This window comes from Rhodococcus sp. 4CII (genome assembly GCF_014256275.1).
Lineage (GTDB): Bacteria > Actinomycetota > Actinomycetes > Mycobacteriales > Mycobacteriaceae > Rhodococcus_F > Rhodococcus_F wratislaviensis_A.
Window position 1 is genome coordinate 67135 of sequence record NZ_JACCFE010000006.1, and the last position, 24250, is coordinate 91384.

Below are 24250 nucleotides of genomic sequence, written 5' to 3' on the forward strand. Positions count from 1 at the left end.
AGGTGTGATGTGGATCATCTGCCTTCTTGGCACGCTGACAGGACGTTCATTCGGAACGTTCCTTACCAGCGCGAATTGGCGCAAGCACGTCTGAAGGAGATGCAGTGATCGCCGCGGAAGATGTTCAATTCCACACCCCTGCTGACGTTAAACACGATTGGGCCGAAACCAATTGGTTCTCGGTGTACCTCCCGGAGCCGAACATTGCTGCGTGGGTGTACACCATCGCCCGCCCCGGCGTCGGCGCGATGGTGTGCGACATCGAGGCGTTCGATCGGATCGGCGACAGCCCACTCGATGCCCTCTACTACGATTTTCAACAGCACCTGCCACTTCCCGACAAGCTGCAGAGTTACTCTCTGCCCAACGGACTCTCGTTGGAAACCTCCAATGAGCCTCGCGACTACTACATCCGCTACATCGGTCACGATGACACCGAATTCGACTGGCACGTCCACGGAATCATGGAGCCCTACGACATCCAGGACCCCAGCATGGATCCGCTCGCCACTGGCGACCGGTCTCAAAGCGGTTTCGGAATGGCCTACGCCAACCATTTCGACATGACCGTGCACGTCACCGGCACCGCGAAGATTCGTGGACGGACCTTCCCCGTCGACTGTGTGACGGTGATGGATCACAGCTGGGGTCCGCGCAACGAGCAGCTCATGGGCAGCATGGGATGGATCAACGCCGCGTTCGGTCAGGACTACTCCATCAACACCATCTGGTCGCGGGATCTGAGCAAGGAAGGCTGGGACGGGTTCACCTTCGCTCACGGGTACGCCCTCGTCGACGGTCGAGTCCGTGGGCTCAAGTCCGGGCGGCTCCGCGCAACTCGCGGCCGGTTCCAGATGCCGGTGAGCTACGAGCTGCAGGTCGTCGACATCGACGACCGAGAGCACGTGCTGGTCGGCACTCCTGTCGGACAGCATCCATGGACCCCGTACAGCAACAGCTACGTGCCGCACAGCAGCGTGCGCTGGCACGCCGGCGACCGGGTGGGCTTCGGGCTTGCCCAGGAAAATTGCCCGCTCGACCGCATCACGAGCGGCCCGTATGTGCCGAGGAGCGGGTCGTGACCGCGGCCGAGAAGGTCGGGGCCGGCGACATCCGGCGGCAAATCGATCTGCTCGAGCCCCGGGTGGCCGAACTGCTCGATGCCAAGATCGCACGGCGTGAACAGGGGCCGTACCAACCCTTGACCGCCCTCGACGTGGTTCAACGGGTGACAGCGTTGGTGCAAGCGCAAGCGTCGGGAATGACCGAGTTCGATCTAGAGGGTGTTCAGCGGATGCCCGGCGGCGCTTCGAAGGAGCAGTTCTCCTTCACCATGACGGTGCCCGGCCGTGCACCAGAGCAGTTGGTATTGCGCCTGGATCCACCCGAGAGCATCGTCGAGACCTGCCGCTACCGTGAGGACGAGGCATTTCGAGCGCTCGCCGGGATCGTACCCACCCCCACCACTCGCTTCCTCGACGGTGACGGAACCTATCTCGGCCAACCGGGCATCATTACCAGCTTCGTCGAGGGCGTGACCAAGCCCCCGTCGGATGCGATGGTGGTCTCGGGTGTCGGTACGTCCTTCACACCGCAGTGGCGGGACCGGCTGGTACCTCAGTTCATCGACAATCTCACCAAGATCCACGCGGTCCGCTGGCAGGAAGCGCGACTGCCCCACTTCCAGGCCCCCACCGGACACCCCGGCGAGGCTGCGCTCTGGCAGGTCAACTGGTGGAGCCGAGTGTGGCAGGACGACTGCGTCGACCCATACCCGCTGATCACCCTCGCCGAGCAATGGATGCGAGACCGGCTACCCGATACCGATGAACTGGTCCTGCTACATGGCGACTTTCGCACCGGAAATTTCATGTTCGACGTCGAATCCGGGCAGTTCACCGCAGTACTCGACTGGGAACTCGCACATATCGGCGACTACCACGAAGACCTCGGCTGGATCGTGCAACGACTCTTTGCCGGCGAATCGCAGGACGGTGAGGTACTCGTCTGCAACCTGCTGACCAGGGACGAGCTCATCCGCCGGTACGAAACAGCGACAGGGCGCCAAGTCGACCAGAAGAAGCTGACCTTCTACGAGATGCTCGCCGCCTACAAATGCGCCGTCATGAATCTCGGGACCGGCTGTTCAGCCGCAATCCGCGGGCACAACCACCAAGACGTACTGCTGTCCTGGATGACTCCGGTCGCGCACACCTTCCTCGGCGAAATTGCCCGCATCCTCGAACAGGAGGGCTGATCCATGACAACCCCGAGTATGGGAATCCGATTGGCCACCGTCGCCCGTGCGCTCGAGCAGGTGATCATCCCGGCGCTCCCCCCCGAGGAAGTGCTCGCCCGTGAGCAGGCCACCCTCGCCATAGTCCACCTCACTACGATGGCGGAGCAGTACCGGTACATGGCCGAATACGAGTTGGGATGCCTTGCCGACATGTCGGCCCTGGCCAACGACCTGTTAGCTGTGACCGAGGGCGGGTCCGCAACCACCGCCGCAGCACGCGCGCTTCGCCAGATCCAGGACGACGTCACTGCGCCGACTACCCCGTCGACCGCACAGGAGAGGCGCAATGCAATTGCCGGCGGCATCGACTCGCTGGTGCGGGCCAGCGCCGAGGACGGCCATCCCAGCTTCCGGACCGTGCAGCACCGGTTGATCGTGGACCACGGCAGCCGTCAAGCGACCCGAGACAGGGCATGGTTCCGCGGCCACGGCACCGATCCGGACGCTGCCACATTGCCAAGCATTCCGGAATTGATCTCCAGCGCAACACGCTGACCCACCATCGGCATCTAAAGCACCGAAGACAGCGGGCGGGCGGACCGACAGCCGTCCGCCCGCCCGAGCGAACCCCACCATCCGTGCCACGCGCACACGTCCAGAACCCCGAAGGAACTCCTGTGACACCCTTCACACCAGTGGTCTCCGTCGACGTCATCAGCCCCGAATGGCTCACCCACATGCTTTCGTCCGCCGGCGTACTGCAGTCCGGTCGGGTCGTCGCCGTCGACCGCCAGTCCTGCGGGACCGGCCAATTGGCCGACAGCTACCGCTTCACACTCACCTACGACCCAGTCGCCTCAGGCCCCGCAACGGTGGTAGGAAAATTCCCCTCAGCCGACGCAACAAGCCGTGAATATGGCAGGCAATCGGGGTTCTACCGGAGTGAGATCCGGTTTTACCAGGAACTTGCTCCCGACCTGCCAATCGCCCGCCCCCACCCCTTCCACGCTGCCCTCGCTGACAACGACACCGACTTCGTGTTGATGATGGAGGATCTGGCCCCAGCTCGCACGGTGGATCAACTGGTCGGATGCACCGCCGACGAGGCTAGCCTCGTTCTAGAACAGGCAGCGAGGCTGCATGCCACGTCCTGGAAGAATCCCGCCCTAACCAGCAAACCTTGGCTTCAAGCAACCGTCGATCAGTTCGTCAAAGCGACCGACGGGTTTCCCTCTATCGTTTCAGCCTTCCCTGAGGAAGTCGGCGACCTGGCATCGGAGGCTGATCTGCAAGAGGCAGCCAAGCTCAACGACCACATCGAGACATGGAAAGAGGTCTTCTCCGAGCCCCGCTGTCTCTGGCACAACGACTTCCGTGCCGACAACATGCTCTTCGCCGTCAATGGTGACGCACGTCCGGTAACCGTTCTGGACTGGCAGGGCGTCGGTATCGGCTGCGGCACCATCGATATTGCGTACTTTCTCGGGGGCAGTCTGACCACCGAACAGCGCCGCATCCACGAGCATGCTCTCGTTCGTCACTACCACGAGAATCTCGTCGCGTTCGGAGTCACCGACTACACTCTTGAGCAGTGCTGGGATGACTACCGAGTAATGGCCATCCACGGTCTCCAAGTCGGGGTCTACGGCGCGGGAGCAGTCAAACGCACCCCCCGAGGAGACGAGATGTGGCGCACTTGGATCAGACGACACGCAACGCAAACGCGGGATCTCGACAGCTTCACTGCCCTCGCCAGACGCTAACTAATGTGAGTCGCGGCGGAGGTTATCGTTCTCGATGGTCAGTATGTGCATCGCGCGAGCGAACGGTAATCCTTCACGTACGACTGCCGTGTTCCCTCGACGAGAAACGCGAACCGGGACCGGCGGAGGAATCTCGCCAGTCGCGGATCGATCCGGCCGGCCGGGTCGATCAAGATCGGTGTGGCCTCTTCGATGCCTGCAGTCCGCTCGCGGGCATCGATGTCCACCCATCCGTCCAGCGTGTTGTCGAACCCGACCGGCACGTCCACGCCACGAGCGGTCCAGTACAACATCCACTCGGAGCAGTCCGACGTGCATCCGGAAATCGCGTCCACAGAGGGCACTTTTCGAACGTAGCTCCGGCAAGACCGATATCGGCCGCAACACGCCCAGACCTTCGAGGGAACGAACGCTCGCCTCGATCGCCACCGGCCGCGACACCATCCCCGTGCTGGTGCGCTCGCAGGACACGACCGACGAGATCGAGCGTGCCATCGCCCGGATCAGCGAGCAGATGAACTCGAACAACCACCGCACCGGCCTGACGACCGCGCAGAACGCCGCCGGGATCGCCGAAATGCTCGACCTCGGGGTGCCGGTGGAACGAGTCTCGAAGGAGCTGAGCGTGAAACGGAAGGCGGTCAAGCTGCTCGGCGCAGTCGGACGCCGCGAAGCCGCGCGCGCGAGCCTCGAGGAACAGGGCCTGACGCTCGAACAGGCCGCGATCGTGGCGAAGTTCTTTCTTATGTGGACATCTCACGGCGACACCGAAGCGGTGGAGGCTTTGGTGCAGTGCCAGCGCCACTCGTTCGACTACCAGGCCCGCAGGCTGCTGGCGGACCGGAAGGAGAAGGCTACCCGCGCGGAACGTACGGCCCCGTATGCCGAGGCCGGGTTCACCGTGCTCGACGGTGACCCCGGTTACCGGGACGACTCGAAGATCCACTGGCGGTACATCGCCACCGCCGAGGACGCCGAGGCGGACCCGCGCGCGCACATCACCGAGGAGCAGGTGCGGCAACGGCCGGACCTGTGGGGCGTGTGGGTGCGCACCGACACGATGTATGTCGAAGTCGAGTCCGGAGAGCCGGTCGAAGAGGGCGACATCGACTGGGACACCTTCGACGACCCGGACGTCGACCCGGAGGACGGGTTGCGGCACGCGAACTCGGTTGAGGAACGCGACGTGCATGTGCCGCAGTTCTACCTCCTCGACGTGCTGCGTGCCGAGGAGGCCGGCCTGGTTCCGGTCAACGGTGGCCGCTACCAGTTCAACCGGGCGATCCAACTTGCCGGGTTCAACCCGACCAACCCGCTGCCGGAGGACGAGGAAGCCCGTGAGGCCGCCCTCCTTGCAGCGGAGGAGGCCAAGCGGGTGCAGCGTCGCCGGGTACGGGAGCTGAACAAATTGGCCGAGTCCGCTACCGACGTGAGGCGTGAGTTCATCCGCGAGATGCTGTCGGCGAACAAGCCTCCGAAGAACGCGGCCACATGGACGGCGATGATGGTCGCGCTCGCACCGCACCAGTTGTCGGAGTTCCACTCGTCCGATCTGCTGCCGGAGTTGATGGGTGACAAGACCTGGACGACGTACGACGCGAAGAAGAAGATCGCGGCCGCAGCGACAGCGGCCAGCGAGTCCCGCGCCTGGATGCTCACGTTCGCGCTCACTGTCGCGGCAATGGAGTCGCGGATGGCGAAGGACGCATGGCGGTCGCGGCCGCAGTACGTGAGCGAGTACCTCGCGATGCTCACCGAGAACGGGCACACCCTCTCGAATGTGGAGAAGGTGATCAGCGGCGAGCTGCGCCCCGAGGACATCGACATCGCCTAGTCATGAAACGGCGCGCCCCCGGAAGTGTGGAGTTCCGGGGGCGCGTTCGGGAGGGGATGGAGGGTGTTCGGGGCATCGAGCCCCGAACACCCTCTGCGCATCAGCCGTGTGCGTGCGCCTGGGTCTGTGCGACGCACTGAGATCACCAGAGAGTGAGTGGCAGGCCGGCGGCTTCGGCGCGGCGGATCCGTAACTCGATGCGGTCGGGTTCGTCGCCGTTCGCGAGGCCGGCGCGGACAGCGGCGGCGACGGCGCGGGTGCGCCCGGCGGGACCGCGGATGTCGGCGAGTGGACTGGCCAGGTTCCGGCGCCGTAGGTAGTACTCGGTGCGATTGACGGCGTTGGTGCCCAAGCGCATGTGGTGTGGATTGACGCAACCGGCGAAGTCGCATTGATGGCACAGCACCGCGTCATCGGCGCCGGACCACCCCAGTCTCGGGATCACTCCGTACTCGAGTTGGTAGGCGAACAGATGCGCGGGCACGGTGCCGCGTCGAGACGCGCCGGGAAGGCTCGCGGCCCGGAAGGATCCGTGACCCGTCGAGCTGACACTTCCGGTCCAGACAGTGCACAGCTCGTCGGCACGCCTATAGATTTTCGCTTCGAACCGAGCGACGATCGTGGGCTCGGTGAGCCACGATCGCCACAGTCGTGCAGGAACGCGCACCGGTTGCGGCTGTCCGATCAGAGCGAGCTGCTCGTCCTCCGCATGTGGCGAGGGAACGGGCATACCCGGGAGCGGGGAAATGCCGCTGGTGACGCTCAGGGTGTCCTCCACTCAACCGGTTCCAGGTGCTGTTACCGGCGAGGATAGAGGCGGGGACCGACAGGTCGGACACAAGTGGTGACGCAGCGAGCGCCCCGACCCGTGACCGGATCGGGGCGCTCGCTGCGTGTTGTCGTGGTTGGCCTACATCACCCAGCTCACCATGATGATCGCATCGTAGATTCCGTGGGCCATGATCGATGGCCAGAGCGATCGTGTGTAGAGCGCGAGTGCAACGTAGACCACGCCGCCGATGAACGCCGAAACGACGTTGCCGGTACCGAAGTCCGAATGCACTAGTGCGAACAGAGCGGTGGATGCGGCAGCGGTGATCGTGATGAGGATCGTGGCGTGCGGTCGCCACCGCTGCACGATCAGTGGGAGGCTACGGAAGACCACTTCCTCGAAGAGGCTTGCACCGAGAAACGATGCTGCAAGCGCGCCATAGAGCCCGAGATCTTTCACGTTCGCATGCCGAGTTTCCTGCGCGGCAAGCGCTGCGGGATCGACTACGGGAAAGGCCTCGCTGATCAGCTCCGAGAGGTAGTGATAGTCCAGTAGTGCGAGCGCAGTGGGAATGACCACGATCCACACCAGCTGAGCGCGCACCCCCACTTGTCGATCCCGAATCCGTACCAGCCCGAGACCCAGCCAGCGGAATCCGCGGACGAACTCCGCGCGGACATTCCATGCCGGCCCGATCGGGGAAGCCTTCTTCACCATGAGCGCGGCCAGGGCGAAGACGATCAGTGCGCCGAGGACGGCCGCAAGTGGCTGATCGTGGGCGAGGCTCGCGGCCCACAATGTCCCCAGAAGCGGGCCCGTAGCTGTGATGAGGAAGCGTTTATCGCGCACGCGAGCGTGGCGGTCACCTTCTGATGGTTTGTCCTGTTTGTCGATCGCGGCATCGCTCATCGAGATCCCCCCGAAGTGATGAACATGAGCGTGCCACCGACACATGCAGTGTCAGTGGCACGATGGCGTGAGACTTTGGTCAGGCCGACGCAGCGAGCTTGTCCCCCGCCGATTCAGGTGAGGCGGTGGCCGCTCCGCTGTCGGTCGGCGTCACTGACTGTTCTTTCTGAGCGCTCTTGCGGGGCCGGCGTTGCGGTGCGCGTCGGCTGGCCTTGCTGTCATCTGCCTGCCACCGCTTCAGATCGGAATCGGTGAATCCCGCGCTGCGGGCATCGGCGATCGCGTCGGTCAAGGCCTTCTTGTTCGCCGCATCCGTGCGCGCGAACTCCTCGCGGGTATCGGCGAGAGTTTTGTGTGCCGTGGCGACGACGCGGATCGCTTGCATCTTCTTCTCGGCTTCTCGTCGGATCTGTTCATCGAGAGCGGCGAATTCGGTTTCCAGCGACTGGTTCTCCATGCGGTCGATCGTATAGACGTTGCGCGCGAATCTCGAGCCGTACACGCGGCGTGTGCACGAGCCGAGTCGCGCTCGGATTCCGTTGTCCCCGGGTGGGTGTCCGGGTAGGCGTTGTGTGCACACGACACAGCGGAGCGGAGAAATGTCGTGTGTGCCCAATGCCGTTAAGCCCGGTACCCACTTGGGGACAACTCCCCCGCGGCGACGTCGCGTTGGATGCGCGCAGCGCGGTCCATTGTCAGCACGTTCGGGCGCGCCGGCCGACCACAAGTGTGGAGCGCCCTGATCCTCGTGTGGATGCCCGAGATTCCCCATCCCGCTCCGCTCGATCTCAGGCACCCACAATCGGGTCCGCACCACAGGTGGGGACGGGCCGGAAACCGCGCAAAGGAACTCGCTGCGCTCGTCCTGTGCTTCTTTCAAAAACCGGCACACGACGCAGGCGCTGCGTGCCAACTGATCGAGCCCCGGCGGAGCAAGATGGAAACTTAGGTGCCCTAAGTTGGGGTCAGGTCTGGACGCTGCGCTCTGGACCTGAGACACTTTCGTGTAGCCCCACATGGTGGGGGCGCTGCGCTGGGCCGAACGAGAGGTGACGACGATGAGCGATGAGACCGCTCATCGTCCGCGCCGATTCCGGCGTGAGCGCCGTGCGAACGTCGACGGTGGCCGGCAGGCTCGGCATGTGGTGAAGGTGACTCCCGAGGAGGAGTCGGCTCTGCTGGCGAAGGCGCAGCATGCGCGAGTGAGTGTGCCGCGGTTGCTCGTTGAGTCCGCCCTCGCGGGGCACTCCGAGACCGCGTCGGAGCGGCGGGAGTTCGCGGAGCAGTTGTTCGGCGCGTTCCGGTTGCTGTCGGCGATTTCGATCAACGTCAACCAGATGGCGAAGGCCACCAACGCCACCGGGGATCTGCCCGAGAATCTCGGTGTCACGCTCGGCGAGGTGCGCCGAGTCGCGATGCGAATTGACGGCATTCTGCAGGAGTTCGACGCGCGATGATCGTGAAGATCACCAGCGGTGAGAAGATGACCGGTCTGCTGTCGTATCTGCAAGGTCCAGGCCGGTCGAACGAGCACACTGACCCGCACCTGGTGGCGGGAGATCCGGCGATCATGGCCTGGCATGACGACAATGAGCTGTCGCATCAGGACGCGATCGCGATTGCTCGCCAGATCGATGAGCCGCGTCAGGTTTTCGGTACCGAGGTCCGCGAACCGAACTACCTCCGGAACGACAAGGGCGAGGATGTGCGGGACTCGCACGGCAAGAAGGTGCGGGACCCGATCGACCCGTGGCGGGATGCGAACGTGTGGCACTGCTCGCTGTCGCTGCACGTCGACGAAGGCGAGCTTACCGACGAGAAGTGGGGCGTGATCGCGCAGGAATTCATGGACGGCATGGGGTTCACCGAGACCTCCGGCCGCTCCCCCGCCCGTTGGGCCGCGGTCCGGCACGGTGTGTCCACCAAAGGCAACGACCACATCCACATCGCGGCGTCCGTGGTGCGCGAGGACGGTACGAAAGTCGACTTGTGGCGGTCGAAGAAGCGCGCGAGTGAGCTCGCTGGCGAACTGGAACGCAAGCACGGGCTCGCGGTCATTGCCTCCCGTGAAACGGGTTCCGGCGAACGCGGTTACCACCGGGCCGAGAAGCATCGTGCCGAACGTGAGGGTGCCCCCGAGTTGGACCGCGAACTTCTTGCACGCCGCGTCCGTGCGTGTGCGACCGCATCGAAGTCCGAGGCGGAGTTCGTGCGACGACTGCGTGGCCAGGGATTGGTCGCGCGGCCCCGTTTCGCGTCGGGGCGAAGCGACGTCGTTGTCGGATACAAGGTAGCTGTTCGGCCCGCCGCTGGGCACACTCCGGTCTTCTACGGCGGCGGGCATCTCGCCAAGGATCTGACGTTGCCGCGGTTGCGCAGCGAGTGGGAGGACAGCCCGCAAGCGTCGGCGGCGGCCGTCGACGAGTGGAACGCGGCTCGCCGCGACCTGCCGACGGTACGGGTGGGACGGGAGAGTCAGGAACTCGACCCGAAGTTGCTCGACCGGGCCACCGCGGACATCGGAAAGTGGAACGCCTACCTGCGGTCCATCCCGCTCGAGGACCGGGGACAGTGGGCACGCGCCGCCGGCCGTACTGCGGGGGTGTTCGCGGCGTGGTCCGCGAAGGTCGAACCGACACCCGGACCCCTGGCCGCGGCGGCCCGTCAACTCGCTCGGTCCGCGCAACTTCCGGCGCACCGGGCGTACCGGGCACCGAAGGGCACTATGTCTGCGGGTGGTGCCGCACTGATCGTGATGCAGACCAGTGGGCACCTCCCGAAGTGCGTGTCCGCGATGCTGTTGCTGCGGCAGTTGATGAAAGCCATGGAGGCGATCGCGGATGCACATCGTGCGTCAGGCGAATTGCACCGGGCACTCGACATCGAGTACTCGGTGCGCACCGAGCTCACCCAGTCACGGTGGTCGGTACCAGATTCCGCACGTGGCGAAGTCCGGATGACGATGCAGGACGACACGTCGACATCGACACTCACACCGGAACAGGAAAAATTGCGGCGACTTGTCGCACTCGACAGTGCAGCACCACCGTCCGAGGCCGTGAGGCGTCCAGTGTTACCGATTCCCGCACCGCTCGACCCATCCCCGCGCACTCATGCCGGGCGCGACCGCACACGCGGCAACGACGGCAACGAAAGATAGCAGTGAACTATCGCCGACCGGCAGTGTCGGGCGGCACCCTTATGCTCAACTCGTGACTACCTCTTCCCCGGACCCGCGCAAGGTGTTCGTCATCCACGGCCGCAACAGCGGTGCCCGGGATCAGATCTTCGCGTTTCTTCGAGCTCTGGGCCTGTCGCCGATCGAATGGGCGCACGCAATCCATGCGACGGGCAAGACCGCGCCGTACATCGGTGAAGTGCTCGATGTCGCGTTCGACTCCGCCCAGGCCATCGTCGTTCTCGAAACTCCCGATGACGTCGCGTACCTCCGTACCGACCTCGCCGACGACGATGATCCCGAAACGTCCCCGCAGGGACAGCCGCGGCCGAATGTGCTCTTCGAGGCTGGCATGGCAATGGGACGAAGCCCCGAGCGGACGATCATCGTCGAGTTCGGCAAGATCAAGCAGTTCAGCGACATCCACGGGCGCCACACCATTCGTCTCGACAACACTCCTCAGAAGCGACAAGATCTCAAGAACCGTCTCGCCACGGCCAAATGCGAGGTCGACCCAGTCGGCACCGACTGGCTCACCGCAGGTGACCTCACACCGCCGGTACCGGCCGGGGGCGGAGTCCCTCTGGGCAGGAAGGTCCCGGCGGCCCCGAAGCCGACCCGACCGCGTTTTTCGGCTTCGCATTTCACGCGTGGTGGCAACAAACTCGACTACGTCGAGATCACCAACCGCGGCCCCGGTGATGCACTCGATGTCGATGTCGAGGAGATCGATGCGGACGGCCGCGGTCTGCTCCGTGAGTACGAGAACCTCCCCATTCCGAAACTTCCTCAGGGCAAGTCGTTCCGCATTGACTACATGGGCAACACCGGGGCTGGCGATAACAAGCGGTTCTTCAACCTGCGTATTACGGGCCGCACCGAAGGCGGGGATCCCTTGGACCAAGAAGAGTATGTGAGCATGACATGAACGTGCCCATCCCCCTCGACGACGACGGCTATCTACGCCGCGAGTGTCCTACCTGTGAGAAGCAGTTCAAGTGGCATCACGGTCCCATCAACGACGAAGCGGCCGCGGCACTTGAGCCGAGCGAGTACTTCTGCCCGCTCTGCGGGGTACCCGCAGGTACAAACGATTGGTTGACCAAGGAACAGATCGAGTACGCGCGGGGACGGGCGATCCCCGATATCCTTGCGCAGCTCTCGAACGAGACAGGGTTGAAGATCGAGGCTACGTCCGACGTCCCCGCACAACTGACCGAGCCCAACGATATGGACATCGTGCAATCGCCGTGCCACGCGTACGAGCCGATCAAGGTGCCGGCGGACCATGATCAGCCTCTTCACTGTCTGGTGTGTGGTACAGCATTCGCCATCTGAGCTCGCAACCAGTTGGGCTGCAATCGCATCCTTTCGGGTGGTTCGGTGCCTCGGTTCACCACGGACACGGCGCGACGGATTCGACAGCGAAGTGCGGCTGGCTCTAGTGGCTCCACCCACACTTTTATGCCCCTACGACGATGAGCATGGGGTGAACTAGCAGTTCGCCGCGATCGGTGCCTCCGACGAAATCGCCCAAGCCAACGGAACCCTCTCTCCTACGTGGGAATCGACCGAATACGTTGTCATCTGATCGAATGACATACCTATTGACCTGCATCGTTTCGGTAGACACTTGCGGCCTTAACAGATAAGTTCCTGATTCCAAACCTAATCCATTTGGAGGCCCAATCGTGGCTAGTGTCCCGGAAGTCAACATCAAAGAAGCTGTTAAGGCATTGATCTTCTCCGCAGGGTTAGCCACGAACGTGGCTCAAGCAGACATTTCTCAGGCGGCTAGATCTCTCGCGAAGCAGTATGGGGTCGCCTCAAGCCGCGAGGTAGAAGCAGAGATTGCCCGTCACCTCAGGAACCGAGGTTAGACGATGGATCAAGCACAGTTCCTCGCGGCCATAGAGGCGGTATTTGCTCAATCACCCTCGGGATCAGGCAATCTAATCGACAGGATGCATTACACGAACGACGGAGTGCTCGGAACAGCGAGCGAGACTTGCGGGACCATCGGGTTCGGCATAGCGGCGGAAATATCTCCGTCCCAAAATGTTCTGTCGACCGTTAGCGACTTAAATCGCCTCATGACCTTTGGCCACTACTGGCTGGCCGAAGGCGCGGACAACAGCAACTGGTCCCTGGTGTGTGGTTTCAAGTTTCAGCACGAAACCAGCAATGTCCAGCAGGTCATCGAAATCTCTGCGGGGCTGGTTCAACACAGCCGCGTGATAGTCGATTCTGCCCGAGAACAGTTGGGCGATGCATCCCACCGTCAGTATTGGCTTGACGACGTTCCTGCGGAAGCTCAGGCACTGATCCTCACCGGACATCTAGGCTAGATCAAGATTCTCAGGAGTACGTGATGGCGAAGTCGACATCCCTGAAATGCCACAAGTGTGGTGCCACCCACACAGGTACTTGGAGTGCAACCTTGTGCCCGGACTGCGCCAAAAAGTCTGGGCAAACAGAACCTAACTGACACGCGGAGGCCCGCACCGTGATGTGACGGTGCGGGCGGTGCGACCGAGTTGCTACGAGGTCGAGGCGAGCCGGCCAGTCATGCTCATCGTCCGGTCATCGTCCGCTCGGCAGATTTGCCACGTCTGGCCCGGCCCTTGCGGGCCTTGGGATGGCTGCCCGCGCCGGCCACCGCTTCGACCGGGTGCCGGGCTTGGTCGAGGTCGGCGCGCATGCGGGTGGCGACTTCTTCTTCGTCGATGCCGGCGGCTCGCATCTGGTCGGCGTCCTCCTCGCGCCGTTCGGCGGAGTCGTAGTCGTGGTCGGCCACCGCGCGCAGCGAAGCACCGCCAGGTGTCTGCGGTTCGATGTCTGCGCTGTTCGTCTCGCTGCGCTCAGTCTCGTCGGCGCGTTCGGCATCCGCCCGCTCAGCTTCGTCGAGAATCTCGCTGGCTGTCATGGTGTCGGTTTGGGAGCGGCCGTGTTCCGCGGCGGCGCGGGCTTTTCGGTTCTCGCCGTCGCGCAGCAGGGCGTCGACGAGCTTCTCGTCCGCGCCCGGAGCGTCAACGTCGATGCCATACCGCTTGGCGGTTTCAGTGCGGATCCGTTCGACAGCTTCGGATGCGACCTGGGAGTGTTCCTTCCACGCTTGTGCGTGCTGCCACTGGTCGGCGATCTCGCCGGGCTGTGCACGGTTCCACCATTGGTCATCGAACGAGGCACGCAGGTATGCCTCGGCGCCAGCGCGACTGGTCTCTAGCCGTTGTGCGAGTTCGCGGGCACGTTCTGCCGATTCGCGGCGCGCCTGCTCGAGGTCACGCTCACGGTTGCGAGCGATCTTCTCGGCCATGCGAGAGGCCAGCTGCAGGGCGACCCGCATCATGGCGTTGACTTCGTGGTTTGCCGAGTCGACTTCGGGACCTTCGGACATGTCGTTCTCCTTACGGTGTTCGGAGGATTCGGGGTCAACGCCCCAGGTCGGTGTCGCGACGTCGCGGTGGCCGGTTACGTGCGTCGTCGTTGCTCAGCGCGGTCTGTGCTAATGCGGCGCCAGGCGCCCGGGGCGGGTAGGGGAAGTCGAGGACGTGCGCTGGTGGGGTGCTCGCTTGTTGCTGCGCCACGCGAGCATCGGCGTGTAGCGCGTTGCGGACGTATCCGGAGAAGAACTTGTCATTCGAACTGGCGTCGAGGGTGTTGATGGACACCCGGAGTTCACGCGCGGACTGTCCGTGCGCGTCGATCTCCGAAGCGACCTCCCTGATCGCCTGTTCGCGCCGCTCCTTGGCCCCAGGGCCGTCGAAGACCATTCGATGTAGTTGCTCGTACTCGAAAAGTTGGACGTGAAGCTGTCAGCGCGCATTTTGAACTTGACCCGCGTGTGCACTTGTTCCTCGAACGCAGCGTCGAGCGGTGTCCGCCTCAACACGTCCTGGGCCAGCGACTCACCGAGCTTGCCGTATTCGAGCTCGATCCTGTTGTGGAGGTCATACGAGTCAGAGCCGATCACATCGCCGTCGACCACTACTTCGCGATCGTCTCGGAGTTGCCGGAGTAACTGCATCAGTTCGCCCGCACGAGTGTCGACATCCTGACGGAACTGCTGGTCCGGGGTGATCTCCGATTCCCCGGCATGGTCGCGGGTTGCGGCCGTGTCGATACCGTTGTGTGCCGCGACTCCGGTGACGGCCGCGGCCCGGGCGTCCTCACTGAGGGCGCCTTTGTGGATGTTGAGCTGGGTGACGGTGGTCTCGGCCTGGTCGACGGCAGCGGAAAGAGCTGCCCATTGCTGAGATGTGAGGGTGGGATCTTCGGCGAGGTTGCGGACGGTGTGGAGTAGGGCCGCAGAGTGCTGGCGGAGCGATTCCATATCCAGGTCCGGGTCTGTGCAAGTGGCGGCCTCGATTTGGGCTTCGCTATGTCCGGCGTCGCGGGCGCGGCCCTTGGCTCGGTCGAGTTCTGCTGCGAGATGGGCTTGGAAGCGTTCGTGTTGCTGCACGTAGTAGTCGGCGGGTGTGGCGGGTACGTATCCGAACGGTTCGTCGACCGGTTCGTCGTGCCCCCCGACGGCCAGGTGGTCGCCGTCGTAGACGTTTCGGGCTGCCCAGGCGACGTCGCGTAGTTCGGGTGAGAGTGGTTGGTGGACGGGTGAGTGCGGGTTTCTGAGTTCGGAGAGGATCTCGTTGGCATGGGTGGTGAGGATCTCCCATGCGCGGGAGTATGAGGACCGCTGTTCGTCGAGCTCAGGGTGGACGCGTCGCGGGTGAGGGACACGTCGACCTGGGATGCGCGGTCGGCCCGTGCTGCGTGGAGTGCGTGGTTGAGTGCTTCGAACGCGGCGGCCCTTGAGGTGTGCTGGGTGGTGGAGGTGCCATGCGGCAGCCCTTGCGTGCCGTTGCTGCGGAAATAGTTGCAGGTGGCGGTGTAGATGCCGTCGTCGCGGTGCATATCCATGGGGTTCCTTTCCCTGGTGCTTAGAGGTTCCGGGTGTCCGGGAACATCTCGGCGGGTGCCGGGTCGGTCGGCAGCGGCGCGATGGCGTTGTCCGCCGTATGGTGGCCGTGCTGAACGCTGCACTTGCTGAACGGGCCTTCCGAGGACATCAGCACGGACATGTGGTGGTCGGCGTGGTCGCGCCACCACACGCTCATTCCGGTGGTGGGGTCGCGGCGGAAGTGTTCCCACGTGCGCCAGAGCGCTTCGAGTCGGGAGATCGCTTCTTCGTGTCTCCACCATTGGGGGCACCAGCGGATTTCATGGTTGTCGATGACATCGCGGCGGTAGCCCGGGGACAGGCGTACCCGGACGAACTCTTCGGTCGATCCGAACACTGTGGTCGGCGGATTTTCCGCCTCGTCCGCTGCCTGCGCCTCCGCGACCAGCTGCGTCTCCAGCTCGGCGGCGAGTCGACGGCGGGAGAGCTCTTCGATCCGCTGATAGATCTCCGGGGTGAGTAGCTCGGCGAGCTGGGTTTCGGCGATCGCCTTGATCTGCGTACTCAGCAGCGTCCCGGTGACCTTCCCGATCCGGGCGCTCAGCTCATCGGACAGCGTGAGGGCGTCGCCTGCACCGTTCCCGTCGGTAGGGGTGCTCGCCGGGAACGGTGCGGGCACGAGACCCTCGGGCGGCGGTGTCCATGAATCCTCGGGTGGGGCGAGGTCCTCGTCGGGCGGTTCAGGCAGGTCGAACTCGTCGCGGCTGGTCATACCGGCTGTACCTCTTTCGGTTCGGCGTCGTCGGTGAGGGTCACCGCTTCGGCGAGGGTCTTGTTCGCTTCGGGATCGTGGCGTGCGATCGATGCCCGCACCTGGTCGGCGTAGGGGCCGTCCCACCAGGGCACGGTCTTGACGAGGGTGGCCCGGTTCCCGGACGAGCGGACGATCGCGCGGCCGCGGGGCAGTTCTTCGAGTTCGGACTCGGTGAAGGTGGTGATTTTCGTGCGCTGGCGTGAGGTGGAGCGGCCGCCGCGACCGGAGGAGACCGATCCGCTGTATTCCCAGTGCTCCCCGATCGCGGTGGACAGCGATCGGAGGTAGTTGTCGTCGACGGCGACCTCGCAGCCGCCGCCGTAGACCTTCACGTTGGCGGCCGAGTGCAGCATTCCCATGCCCTTGTTGCCCCACACTTCGGTGCCCTGGGCGTAGCTCTGCAGGATGGCCATGATCACGATTCCACGAGAGCCGTAGTGGCTGAACAGCTTTGGGAGATGAGTCCAGCGGACCACGTTGGCTGCTTCGTCCAATGCGGCGAGCAGCGGAACCGGTAGGCGCCCACCTTTCGACCGGGTGGCCAGTTCCTCGGCGGCCTCACAGATCGCGACGGTCAGCGCAGTCACCAGCGGTCCGGCGGACCCGTTGCCCTCACGAGAGAGCAGGTAGATGGTGTCGTTCGAGCGGACGAACTCCCGCGGATCGAAATGTGGTACCTGGCTTCGCTGGCCGTCGGTCGAGATCCACGGCCGGATGGACTGCATCTTCAAGCAGCGGATCATCTTCCGGGCCGTGCCGAAGACACCGCCGCGCTGTTTCGCCGGAGCGTTGTATTGGCCACTGAGACCGGATGCGTGCAGGTCGTAGCCGTGTCTGCGGAGAATGTTGACCGGTTCGACGTTCGTCTCCTCGGTGACCCAGGTGTACACCTGGGTGATCGGCTTCTTCGCGGACGCGGCCGCCAGAAACAGGGCGGTGAGCAGGTCCTGTCCCTCCGGGTCGAAGAACGAATCCTTCTTCGCATCCAGGCCGTCGTCGCCGGCCGCGAAATGCGCGGCCAGGTCCGCGGCCCGGACCTCGTCGGTCACCCACGACAGCGGATCCCACCACCAGGTGTTCTCCCCGTCAGCGACCTTCTGCGGGTCGAAGATCCACACCTTCCCGCCCTTCGCCTCACGCGGATCGCGGGTGGCATCGACCACGTCCCGCTTGTTCGAGGTGGTCAACACCGCACCGGGTGCCTCGAGGATCGCCGGAATCACCCGGGAGCTGCTCTTTCCCGAACGCGGACCCCAGATGTCGACGTGCATGTCCTCGTACTTCGCGTACAGGTTCCGCCCCGACAACAGGTGCTTGCCGATCGGCACCCCTGGCGCCGCACCCTCTTCGAGGACGACACCCAACCGGTCCGACTCCTTACGGCACTGCCTCTCGGTCAGCGATCCCACGTCCCGCAACCGGCCCATGTGCTTGGCCTTGTTGTCGACGCGGGTGCGCTTGCCGCGGCTGCGGGCCACCAGCACCAAAATCACGAACGCTGCCGCCAGCACCAGCACCGCGTACACCGTGATGAGCACGGTTGCGGTGGTCGACCATTGAAGATGGCCCTTCACCAGGTCGATCAGGACCACGGCCGGGTTCGCCGGCACCTCCTGATCGGTGCCCAGGCGCAGCGCCAGCATCACCCCGCCGCCCACCACCCCGACGACGGCCACCACTGCCGCGATCAGATACACCTCGCGTGCCGAATTGACTGGATCCTTGACTCCACGGTCACTCATCGCCGCTCCCCTCGCCCGAGGGTCGTGGCCACGACCGTCTTGGTCGAACTCGTCATCATCACTCCTGAATGTCGTTGCAGCTGTCGGTCACGCCTGTCCGGTTTCAGCGGACGGTCAGAGCGCTCACCCGCCACACCCCGAGACGGGTTGCGCTCATGTAGACCGCCACCGTGGATTCATCGAGCACCGCTCCGGCTGAGGTGGTCGCGGTCTGGGTGACGGCGACCACCCGCGAGATCCGGGCAGGCGCATCCGGTGGATGGTTGTCACCGGTCACCGCCGCGCGGGCTGTCACGGTCGCGTTCGCACTCGCCCACCGGTCCCACTGGGCACCGGTGATCGGCGCCAGCACGGAGAACGCCGCCTTGTTCTCGGCGTAGAACCGCTCGTCGAGCAGCGCTGCGGCCCGGTCGGCGCCAGCGGCCTGCGTCGGGTCCGTCGCGGGGGTATAGCTGAACAGGGCCTGCGCGGCGGCGACCATCACCGCTTCCGGATCGTTCTGATCGACTCCGCTGAACTGTTCCGGCAGCTGCGGCGGTGGTGGAGTCGTCAATGCTGCCGTCGGACCACCGGAATCCATCGGTTCGGCGGCATGGTCATGCCCGTCGTCGGAGCTGCCGCACCCGGCCGCCAACAGGGCCACCGTCACCATCGCCGCGGCGACACTGCCGCGGATCGTCCGGCTGTAATGCCGATTCATCTCGTCACCGGCCCAGGCCGGCGAACATGATCGCGATAAAGGTCGTCGTGACCACAGTGGCCACGCACACCACGATTGCGACGAGGACCAGGGCCAATGCGCCACTGGTGTATCGCGGTCGGACGCGGCGCACGACCGTGACCACCGCGACGACCAAGGCGGGTACCAGCAGGAGCGTGGCGGCGACGGCACCGCTCTGCCCGAGCCAGAACAACCAGTTCGCTACCGTCTGTTGCCGCTGCGGCCCCAACCAGAGTGTGTCGTCGATCCGGAGGAACTCACTGGCGATGTCCCGCGCCACCTTCCAGGTGAGGCCGACCGTAATCGCTGCCACCGCCACAAGCAGTCCCAGCGACACCCTCTCCCAGGGCCTGACCGGGGCCGGCTCACCGGCGACCTTCCGCAGTTCGGCGGCTGTGATCTGGTGAATCGTGCTGGCGTACGCCGGGGAAGGCTGACCAGGCCCCCGCAACGGCCGCCGGAGAACCTCGGCATCAAGCGCTTCCAGCGCCGACAGATACGCGAGGTCGCGTTGACGTTCGGTGACCTGCCATCCGTTCGCCTCGAGGATTTCGGTCTGGTCGCCCAGCACCCTGGCAGCCCAGTTGTGCGGGGCGACTTCTTCCTGGCCCCAACTCTTGATAGCCACGCTCTTCGGTGCGGGGTTCTCGATCACGTTTTCCGTCATGTGCCCTGTCCCTTCGTGTTCTGAGTCGGTCTGTGTCCGGTCGTGTGAAGCGGTGGCCTAGAGGAATGGGTAAGTGCTGGTAGATCCGGTCAACATGAGCGTGAATCCGAAGAACAACCAGATCCCGGGTGATCCCTCACCCGTCCTCTGGGTCCACCGCCGCCACCCGTACGCGGCGCCCGCCACTGTCACGATGACCGCGCCGGCGACGAGCGAAATCCAGGAGATCCACTCCAAGTGCTGCCCGAGCGGTGCGCCAATGACCTGCGCGGTGGCCGTCATCGGACGGAGTCCTGCTCTTGCCCGCAGAGGCGCACGGTGGAGTCGGTAGCCGGGAAGTGGTTCCATCCGTCGAGGTTGTCGACCTCCGCGGTATGCGTCGTCGGCCCGTCGTGGTCCACTTCCAGGCGCCACTTGTCGTCCACCCAGTGCACGACAAAGGAGCGGGCGGTGTAGCGCTCTGCGCTGCTCTGCGAGGCATAGTCGACGATCGCGTGCTGCGGATTCTGTTCACTCCACCCACGGACCCGGTATGCGACAACGTCGGTGACCGGCGTTGCCCACTGCGGGGCCGGACCGGCGCCGGGCGAATCAACGTCAGCGGCGTGCACGATCCGGTCGATGAGCGGTTGGCGATCGAGCATCTCGGGTGAGGCATCCGGCGCGGCAGTCGAGGCCACGCTGAGCACCTCGACTGCGGATGCGGCGCTGCGGGCGGCGGCGTTGATCAGATTGAGCCCTGCCAGGGCAGCTCCGCGAGCAGTCGCAGAGATCCCGCGTGGCGGGCCGACCTGACCGACGACCGGCGGGCCGTCGGTCGTCGACATCGGCACGGTGGTGCCCTCCACCCGCGCCCACACCAGTGTTCCGTCGCGGAACTGCGGGTCACTGTCGTCCAGGTCAGCGCATTCCCCTTGCGGGATGCTCATCTCGGATCGTGGCGCCGTGAACACAAGTCGACCGAGATCGTCGATCGTCGGTGTGACTGCACGGTCGGCGTCCGCGACATCGACAATGGACATGGTGTCCTGTGTGGTGGGAGGCTGCGTTGACGGCTCCTCTGCTCGGGGCGCGCAGCCGGTGAGGACCAGGATCGCCGCCGCCGAGGCGCCAGCCCAGAACTTCGGGGATCGCGTCAGTCCGCCGAGATCGAGAACAATCGGGTTCATTACTGAGATTGCCTTTCTGTGGGTTGGTCGCCGAATCGGCGGACGTACATTTCTTCGCCGGCCCAGTTGGACAGCGGTTGGATGGAGACGACATCGCCTGATTGCGGGGCGCCCAGGAGCATGTCCTGGCCGTCTGTGACGCCGTGGTAGATGCCGACGTGGTGGGTGCTGCCGCCGGACCCGAAATAGATCAGGTCACCGGGTTGCTTCTGGTCGAACGGAATGTCCTGCCCGCGAGCGTCGTAGAGCTGTCCGGGGTTGGAGTGGTCTCCGGTGAAGTGCGGCAGACTGATCGCACCCCCGGATGCCTGGTAGACGGCGTACAGGGTCAGGCCGGAGCAGTCGAAGCCGATCTTGTTGGTGTCCCCGTGGGCGTCGGCCGCGCCGCCGCCGTCGCTGATCCCGCGGGTGGGGCCATTCACGTCACCGCCGCCCCAGGCGTATTCGGTGCCGAGCCAGCGGGACGCGGCCTCGATGACCTTCTGCCCGAACGGGCCCGGTGCGAGCGGGCCGTGCTCGCCGCCTGCGGGTGGGCACGCATCGGGCAAGATGCCTCCCGCTGCGACGGCCGTAGCCCGACCGGCGGAGGAGATCTGCGACAGTTCGTCGGTGGTGAGTTCCTTGCTCGCACCCTTGAACTCGCTGTACATGGCGTGCGCGGCGTCTTCCCACGGGGCGTACGCCTCCGGGTGCGCCGAGGCCTGCACGGTCTGAGCGGCGAGGGTGACCGGCATCGACTCCCACCCGGAGACCTGGAGAAGGGCCTGGTAAAACTTCACGTTCGCGGTGACCGGGTTCATCAACTCGTCGACCGTTCCCCAGATCCCGACCTGCTGCTGGTACTGGTTGACGGACTTGTTGTCGCTGCCGACGCCGTCGTGCGGGTAGTTCAGGGATTCGGGCACCACGGAGCTGGCGAGCATCCGGAATGTCGACTCGCGGCCGATCGTGGCGAGGGCGACGGTGATGCCGCGCTCGGAGACACCCATCGCTTCCCCGATCGCGACGGCCTGCTTGGCGATCGCGAGTTGGCGGGCGTTGTAGACCGCGAGCCCCGGGGCCGTGGAGGTGCCGGGCGAGGTCGGCGCCCCACCGTCTCCCTCCCCTGTCTCGGGAGCCGGTGCCTGGCCGGGCTCGATGGCCTGGTCCACCCAGGGAGCCGGGTCGACGGCGGTGCCGACACCGTCCGGGAGACGGCCCCCGTCCCAGACCTCGAAGTGCAGGTGCGCGCCGGTGGTGTCGCCGGCGTTGCCGATACGGCCGATCTCCTGCCCGGCGGACACCCGGTCACCGGCCTTGACCAGCACCCCGTCGTCGAACATGTGCCCGTAGACGGTCGAAACCACCTTCCCGTCGATCTGATGATCGACGATGATCCAGTTCCCGAATCCGGAGGCGGGACCGGCAGCGATGACCCGGCCGTCGGTGAACGCGTAGATGGGAGTGCCGACCTCGCCGGCGAAGTCGATGCCCCGGTGCTCGGTCCCCCACCGCGGCCCGAAGCCCGAGGTCAGTGTGGTGGTGCCGGACTTGGTCGGTTTGACCAGTGATCCGGCAGGAGCTGTGCCGCCGCCGGGCGTCGCCGGGGCCGGGCACTCGTTGCCGCTGTCGGAGGCGACGACGACCACCAGCAGCACGAGTCCCAACACGGCGGCCACGGCGGCGGCGACCAGCTTCTTGATGTCCACGGCCGGGTTCAGTCCCGCCCGGCGTGGCCTGGGATCCGCGACGACAGGTCGGCGATCATCTCCGACGCCGCGGCCAGCGCCGCATCCCGTTCGCGCAGTTCGCGTTCGAGGTCGCGGCGCGGGGATCGGGGTCCGTCGGGGTGTGCTTCGACCCAGTTGCGCAGCGTGTTCGGGTGCACGCCGGTGGCTTCGGCGACGAGCTGGATCGCCCGCCAGCGGGAGGAGACCTCGTTCTGGAGGAGGGCGACACTCTTGACGGCGGCGGTCCTCAGTTCCGGGGAGACGTCCCGGTAGCGGCGTTGCGGGATCACGCGGCGTCCTCCTCACGGGCGGCGGTGTCGGTGTAGCGGGCGTTGGTGTTGTGGACTCCGGATTCGATCTCGGAGCGGGTGAAGATCACGTGCACCGGGATTCCGGGGGCGCGCGGGTCGTCACCGGTCTTGATCAGCACGTTTCCGGTTCCCGGCGGGGGCGGGGCGGGCTGGTCTTCCCGAGGCTGCTCACCGGTCATCGGCGGCGGGGACGACCACTTGGTGACCATGTCGGCTTCGGTGTCGGTGAAGGTGACTACGCCGTCGAGGCGGTCGATTTCCTTCTCCGGGATCGGGCCGATGATCTTCACCCGGGCGCGCTCGAGGAATCCGACTGCGCGGGAGGTGGTGGCGCCGTCGGCGGCGGTCTCGAGGTCCGCCATCGAGTGGGTGATCATCCACAGCCCGGTGGCGATCTGCCGGTTCAGTCGGGTGAGGGCATCGATCCGGTCAACCATGAAGGGGCCCAGTCCGAGCACATCCCAGATTTCATCCATCACCGCTTCGAAGAACCGCTGCGGAGCCAGGCCCGCATCGGTCAGGGCGTTCGCTGCGTCGATCAGGGCGAATCCGTCCGACCAGCACACCAGCATCACCGCAGCGCGCAGCTTCTTGTCCCCGTTGGGGATGTGCGAGACGTCGAAGCCGATCGCAGGGTGATCGAGACTGAGTGGATGGGTGGTCTGTCCGTTGAAGATCCGCCCGAACCGGCTCTTGGGATTGACGAAGGCGCGCAGGGATCGACGCAGCGGCCGCACCGCCTCGCGGTAGTCCTCGATGGTGTCGACTCCGGCGTCTTCGAGGAGCTGGGGGTGTCCCTCGATGATCAGGCCGAGCATGTCCTCGAGCAGCGGCGGCTCGTCGGGGGTGAAGCCCTTCTCGTCGAACAGGATCGCGATGGCCGAGCCGACGATCGACTCTTCCCAGTCCTCGAGCGCTTGTCCCCGCCGCAACTCGATCAGGGCGCTCACAGTTTCGGTCTGGCGGCCTCGTAGTTCCTCGAGCCACCGCAGCTGCAGATCGGGGAACGCGGCCAGTCGCGGGATGATCGACCCGAGCACACCACCGGCCAGGGGGTTGATGTGGCCGAAGGCGTAGCCGACATCGACGACCGCGTCCTCACCGGCGACTTCCTCGACGATCTTGCGGTAGTCGGGTTTCTTGTCGGCGAGGAATAGCGCGGTCACCCCTTGTGCCATCGCGCCGAGAATCACTTTGCGGACGAACGAGGACTTGCCGTAGCCGTTGAGGCCCAGGACAAACGCGACCGGGGCGGTGATGAAGCCGCGGCGGAACCAGTTGAGCAGCCCGAACGAGACCGGGGCGTGGGTGACCAAGTGGCTGCCGATCACCGGGCCGACCGCGGGGGCACCTGCGCCGACGGACCACGGCCAGAACGCGCCGGCAGCGTGCACACTCGTCGAGCGCAGTTCGGGTTGCTTACCGACCGATGCGGCGCGGCCGCCGCCGGCCCCGCGGTGTCCCCGATCGCTCAGCTTCGGGCCACCCGCGCTGGTGCTCAGCTCGGTGCGCTCGCGGGCGCTCG

General features: G+C 65.1%; 25 protein-coding genes. 10 read left to right on the forward strand and 15 right to left on the reverse strand.

Going from position 1 to position 24250, the window contains the following annotated elements; genetic code table 11:
- Positions 1-104 precede the first annotated feature (104 nt).
- From H0B43_RS40690 to H0B43_RS40705, 4 genes are all read left to right on the forward strand, one after another.
- Positions 105-1082: a hypothetical protein gene (locus H0B43_RS40690; RefSeq protein ID WP_185950138.1), complete on the forward strand. Its 978-nt coding sequence runs from the start codon at positions 105-107 to the stop codon at positions 1080-1082.
- Positions 1079-2257 carry a phosphotransferase family protein gene (locus tag H0B43_RS40695; RefSeq protein ID WP_185950139.1) on the forward strand — a complete coding sequence of 393 codons (1179 nt, stop codon included), beginning with the start codon at positions 1079-1081 and terminating at the stop codon, positions 2255-2257. Before H0B43_RS40690 ends, H0B43_RS40695 begins: the two co-directional genes overlap by 4 nt.
- 3 nt (positions 2258-2260) lie before the next feature.
- The gene (locus H0B43_RS40700; RefSeq protein ID WP_185950140.1) at positions 2261-2794 is read left to right on the forward strand and encodes a hypothetical protein; all 534 of its coding nucleotides are present in this window, start codon (positions 2261-2263) and stop codon (positions 2792-2794) included.
- Between the two features lie 122 nt (positions 2795-2916).
- Positions 2917-4002 (forward strand): phosphotransferase, encoded by a 1086-nt coding sequence (locus H0B43_RS40705; protein ID WP_185950141.1) that lies wholly within the window; start codon positions 2917-2919, stop codon positions 4000-4002.
- A 38-nt stretch (positions 4003-4040) separates the two neighbouring features.
- On the opposite strand, the gene H0B43_RS40710 is transcribed toward H0B43_RS40705, so the two are convergent.
- Positions 4041-4346, reverse strand: coding sequence for a hypothetical protein (locus H0B43_RS40710; RefSeq protein WP_185950142.1), 306 nt, complete (start codon positions 4344-4346; stop codon positions 4041-4043).
- 104 nt (positions 4347-4450) lie between these two features.
- Here H0B43_RS40710 and H0B43_RS40715 point away from each other — a divergent pair, with 104 nt between their 5' ends.
- Complete coding sequence (locus tag H0B43_RS40715; protein ID WP_185950143.1) at positions 4451-5836, forward strand: chromosome partitioning protein ParB; 1386 nt, start codon at positions 4451-4453, stop codon at positions 5834-5836.
- Between the two features lie 142 nt (positions 5837-5978).
- Here H0B43_RS40715 and H0B43_RS40720 read toward each other — a convergent pair whose 3' ends face one another.
- The 3 genes from H0B43_RS40720 to H0B43_RS40730 form a co-directional block, all read right to left on the reverse strand.
- Entirely contained in the window at positions 5979-6566 is a 588-nt protein-coding gene (locus H0B43_RS40720; protein WP_185950163.1) for a hypothetical protein, read from the reverse strand.
- 180 nt (positions 6567-6746) lie between these two features.
- Positions 6747-7517 carry a CPBP family intramembrane glutamic endopeptidase gene (locus H0B43_RS40725; protein WP_185950144.1) on the reverse strand — a complete coding sequence of 257 codons (771 nt, stop codon included), beginning with the start codon at positions 7515-7517 and terminating at the stop codon, positions 6747-6749.
- A gap of 79 nt (positions 7518-7596) precedes the next feature.
- On the reverse strand, positions 7597-7974 hold the full coding sequence (locus H0B43_RS40730) for a hypothetical protein (protein WP_213016621.1): 378 nt from the start codon (positions 7972-7974) through the stop codon (positions 7597-7599).
- A 601-nt stretch (positions 7975-8575) separates the two neighbouring features.
- Here H0B43_RS40730 and H0B43_RS40735 point away from each other — a divergent pair.
- The 5 genes from H0B43_RS40735 to H0B43_RS40755 all read left to right on the forward strand — a co-directional run bounded on the left by H0B43_RS40735 (position 8576) and on the right by H0B43_RS40755 (position 13043).
- Positions 8576-8974 carry a plasmid mobilization relaxosome protein MobC gene (locus H0B43_RS40735; protein ID WP_213016622.1) on the forward strand — a complete coding sequence of 133 codons (399 nt, stop codon included), beginning with the start codon at positions 8576-8578 and terminating at the stop codon, positions 8972-8974.
- The gene (locus tag H0B43_RS40740; protein ID WP_185950146.1) at positions 8971-10677 is read left to right on the forward strand and encodes a relaxase/mobilization nuclease domain-containing protein; all 1707 of its coding nucleotides are present in this window, start codon (positions 8971-8973) and stop codon (positions 10675-10677) included. The genes H0B43_RS40735 and H0B43_RS40740 overlap by 4 nt, the downstream gene beginning before the upstream one ends.
- A gap of 82 nt (positions 10678-10759) precedes the next feature.
- Positions 10760-11623, forward strand: coding sequence for a nucleotide-binding protein (locus H0B43_RS40745; protein WP_312037663.1), 864 nt, complete (start codon positions 10760-10762; stop codon positions 11621-11623).
- A complete protein-coding gene (locus H0B43_RS40750; RefSeq protein ID WP_185950148.1) occupies positions 11620-12033 on the forward strand; it encodes a hypothetical protein in 414 nt (137 codons plus the stop codon). Before H0B43_RS40745 ends, H0B43_RS40750 begins: the two co-directional genes overlap by 4 nt.
- A 545-nt stretch (positions 12034-12578) precedes the next feature.
- Positions 12579-13043, forward strand: coding sequence for a hypothetical protein (locus H0B43_RS40755; protein WP_185950149.1), 465 nt, complete (start codon positions 12579-12581; stop codon positions 13041-13043).
- A gap of 224 nt (positions 13044-13267) precedes the next feature.
- Here the strand turns inward: H0B43_RS40755 and H0B43_RS40760 are convergent, their stop codons facing one another.
- The 11 genes from H0B43_RS40760 to H0B43_RS40810 all read right to left on the reverse strand — a co-directional run.
- On the reverse strand, positions 13268-14011 hold the full coding sequence (locus H0B43_RS40760; protein ID WP_252191002.1) for a hypothetical protein: 744 nt from the start codon (positions 14009-14011) through the stop codon (positions 13268-13270).
- Positions 14012-14200: 189 nt separating this feature from the next.
- Positions 14201-15157 (reverse strand): hypothetical protein, encoded by a 957-nt coding sequence (locus H0B43_RS40765; RefSeq protein WP_185950151.1) that lies wholly within the window; start codon positions 15155-15157, stop codon positions 14201-14203.
- A gap of 475 nt (positions 15158-15632) precedes the next feature.
- Positions 15633-16364 carry a DUF4913 domain-containing protein gene (locus H0B43_RS40770; protein WP_185950152.1) on the reverse strand — a complete coding sequence of 244 codons (732 nt, stop codon included), beginning with the start codon at positions 16362-16364 and terminating at the stop codon, positions 15633-15635.
- Positions 16361-18148 (reverse strand): type IV secretory system conjugative DNA transfer family protein, encoded by a 1788-nt coding sequence (locus H0B43_RS40775; RefSeq protein ID WP_185950153.1) that lies wholly within the window; start codon positions 18146-18148, stop codon positions 16361-16363. Before H0B43_RS40775 ends, H0B43_RS40770 begins: the two co-directional genes overlap by 4 nt.
- 103 nt (positions 18149-18251) lie before the next feature.
- Positions 18252-18848 carry a hypothetical protein gene (locus tag H0B43_RS40780; protein WP_185950154.1) on the reverse strand — a complete coding sequence of 199 codons (597 nt, stop codon included), beginning with the start codon at positions 18846-18848 and terminating at the stop codon, positions 18252-18254.
- A gap of 4 nt (positions 18849-18852) precedes the next feature.
- On the reverse strand, positions 18853-19536 hold the full coding sequence (locus tag H0B43_RS40785; RefSeq protein WP_185950155.1) for a hypothetical protein: 684 nt from the start codon (positions 19534-19536) through the stop codon (positions 18853-18855).
- Positions 19537-19593: 57 nt separating this feature from the next.
- Positions 19594-19818, reverse strand: coding sequence for a hypothetical protein (locus H0B43_RS40790; RefSeq protein ID WP_185950156.1), 225 nt, complete (start codon positions 19816-19818; stop codon positions 19594-19596).
- The gene (locus tag H0B43_RS40795) at positions 19815-20705 is read right to left on the reverse strand and encodes a hypothetical protein (RefSeq protein ID WP_185950157.1); all 891 of its coding nucleotides are present in this window, start codon (positions 20703-20705) and stop codon (positions 19815-19817) included. The genes H0B43_RS40790 and H0B43_RS40795 overlap by 4 nt, the downstream gene beginning before the upstream one ends.
- Complete coding sequence (locus H0B43_RS40800) at positions 20705-22393, reverse strand: peptidoglycan DD-metalloendopeptidase family protein (RefSeq protein ID WP_185950158.1); 1689 nt, start codon at positions 22391-22393, stop codon at positions 20705-20707. The genes H0B43_RS40795 and H0B43_RS40800 overlap by 1 nt, the downstream gene beginning before the upstream one ends.
- Before the next feature lie 8 nt (positions 22394-22401).
- A complete protein-coding gene (locus H0B43_RS40805) occupies positions 22402-22704 on the reverse strand; it encodes a transposase (RefSeq protein WP_185950159.1) in 303 nt (100 codons plus the stop codon).
- The coding region (locus tag H0B43_RS40810; RefSeq protein ID WP_185950160.1) for a hypothetical protein at positions 22701-24250 on the reverse strand (1550 nt) is incomplete at its 5' end. The genes H0B43_RS40810 and H0B43_RS40805, both read right to left, overlap by 4 nt.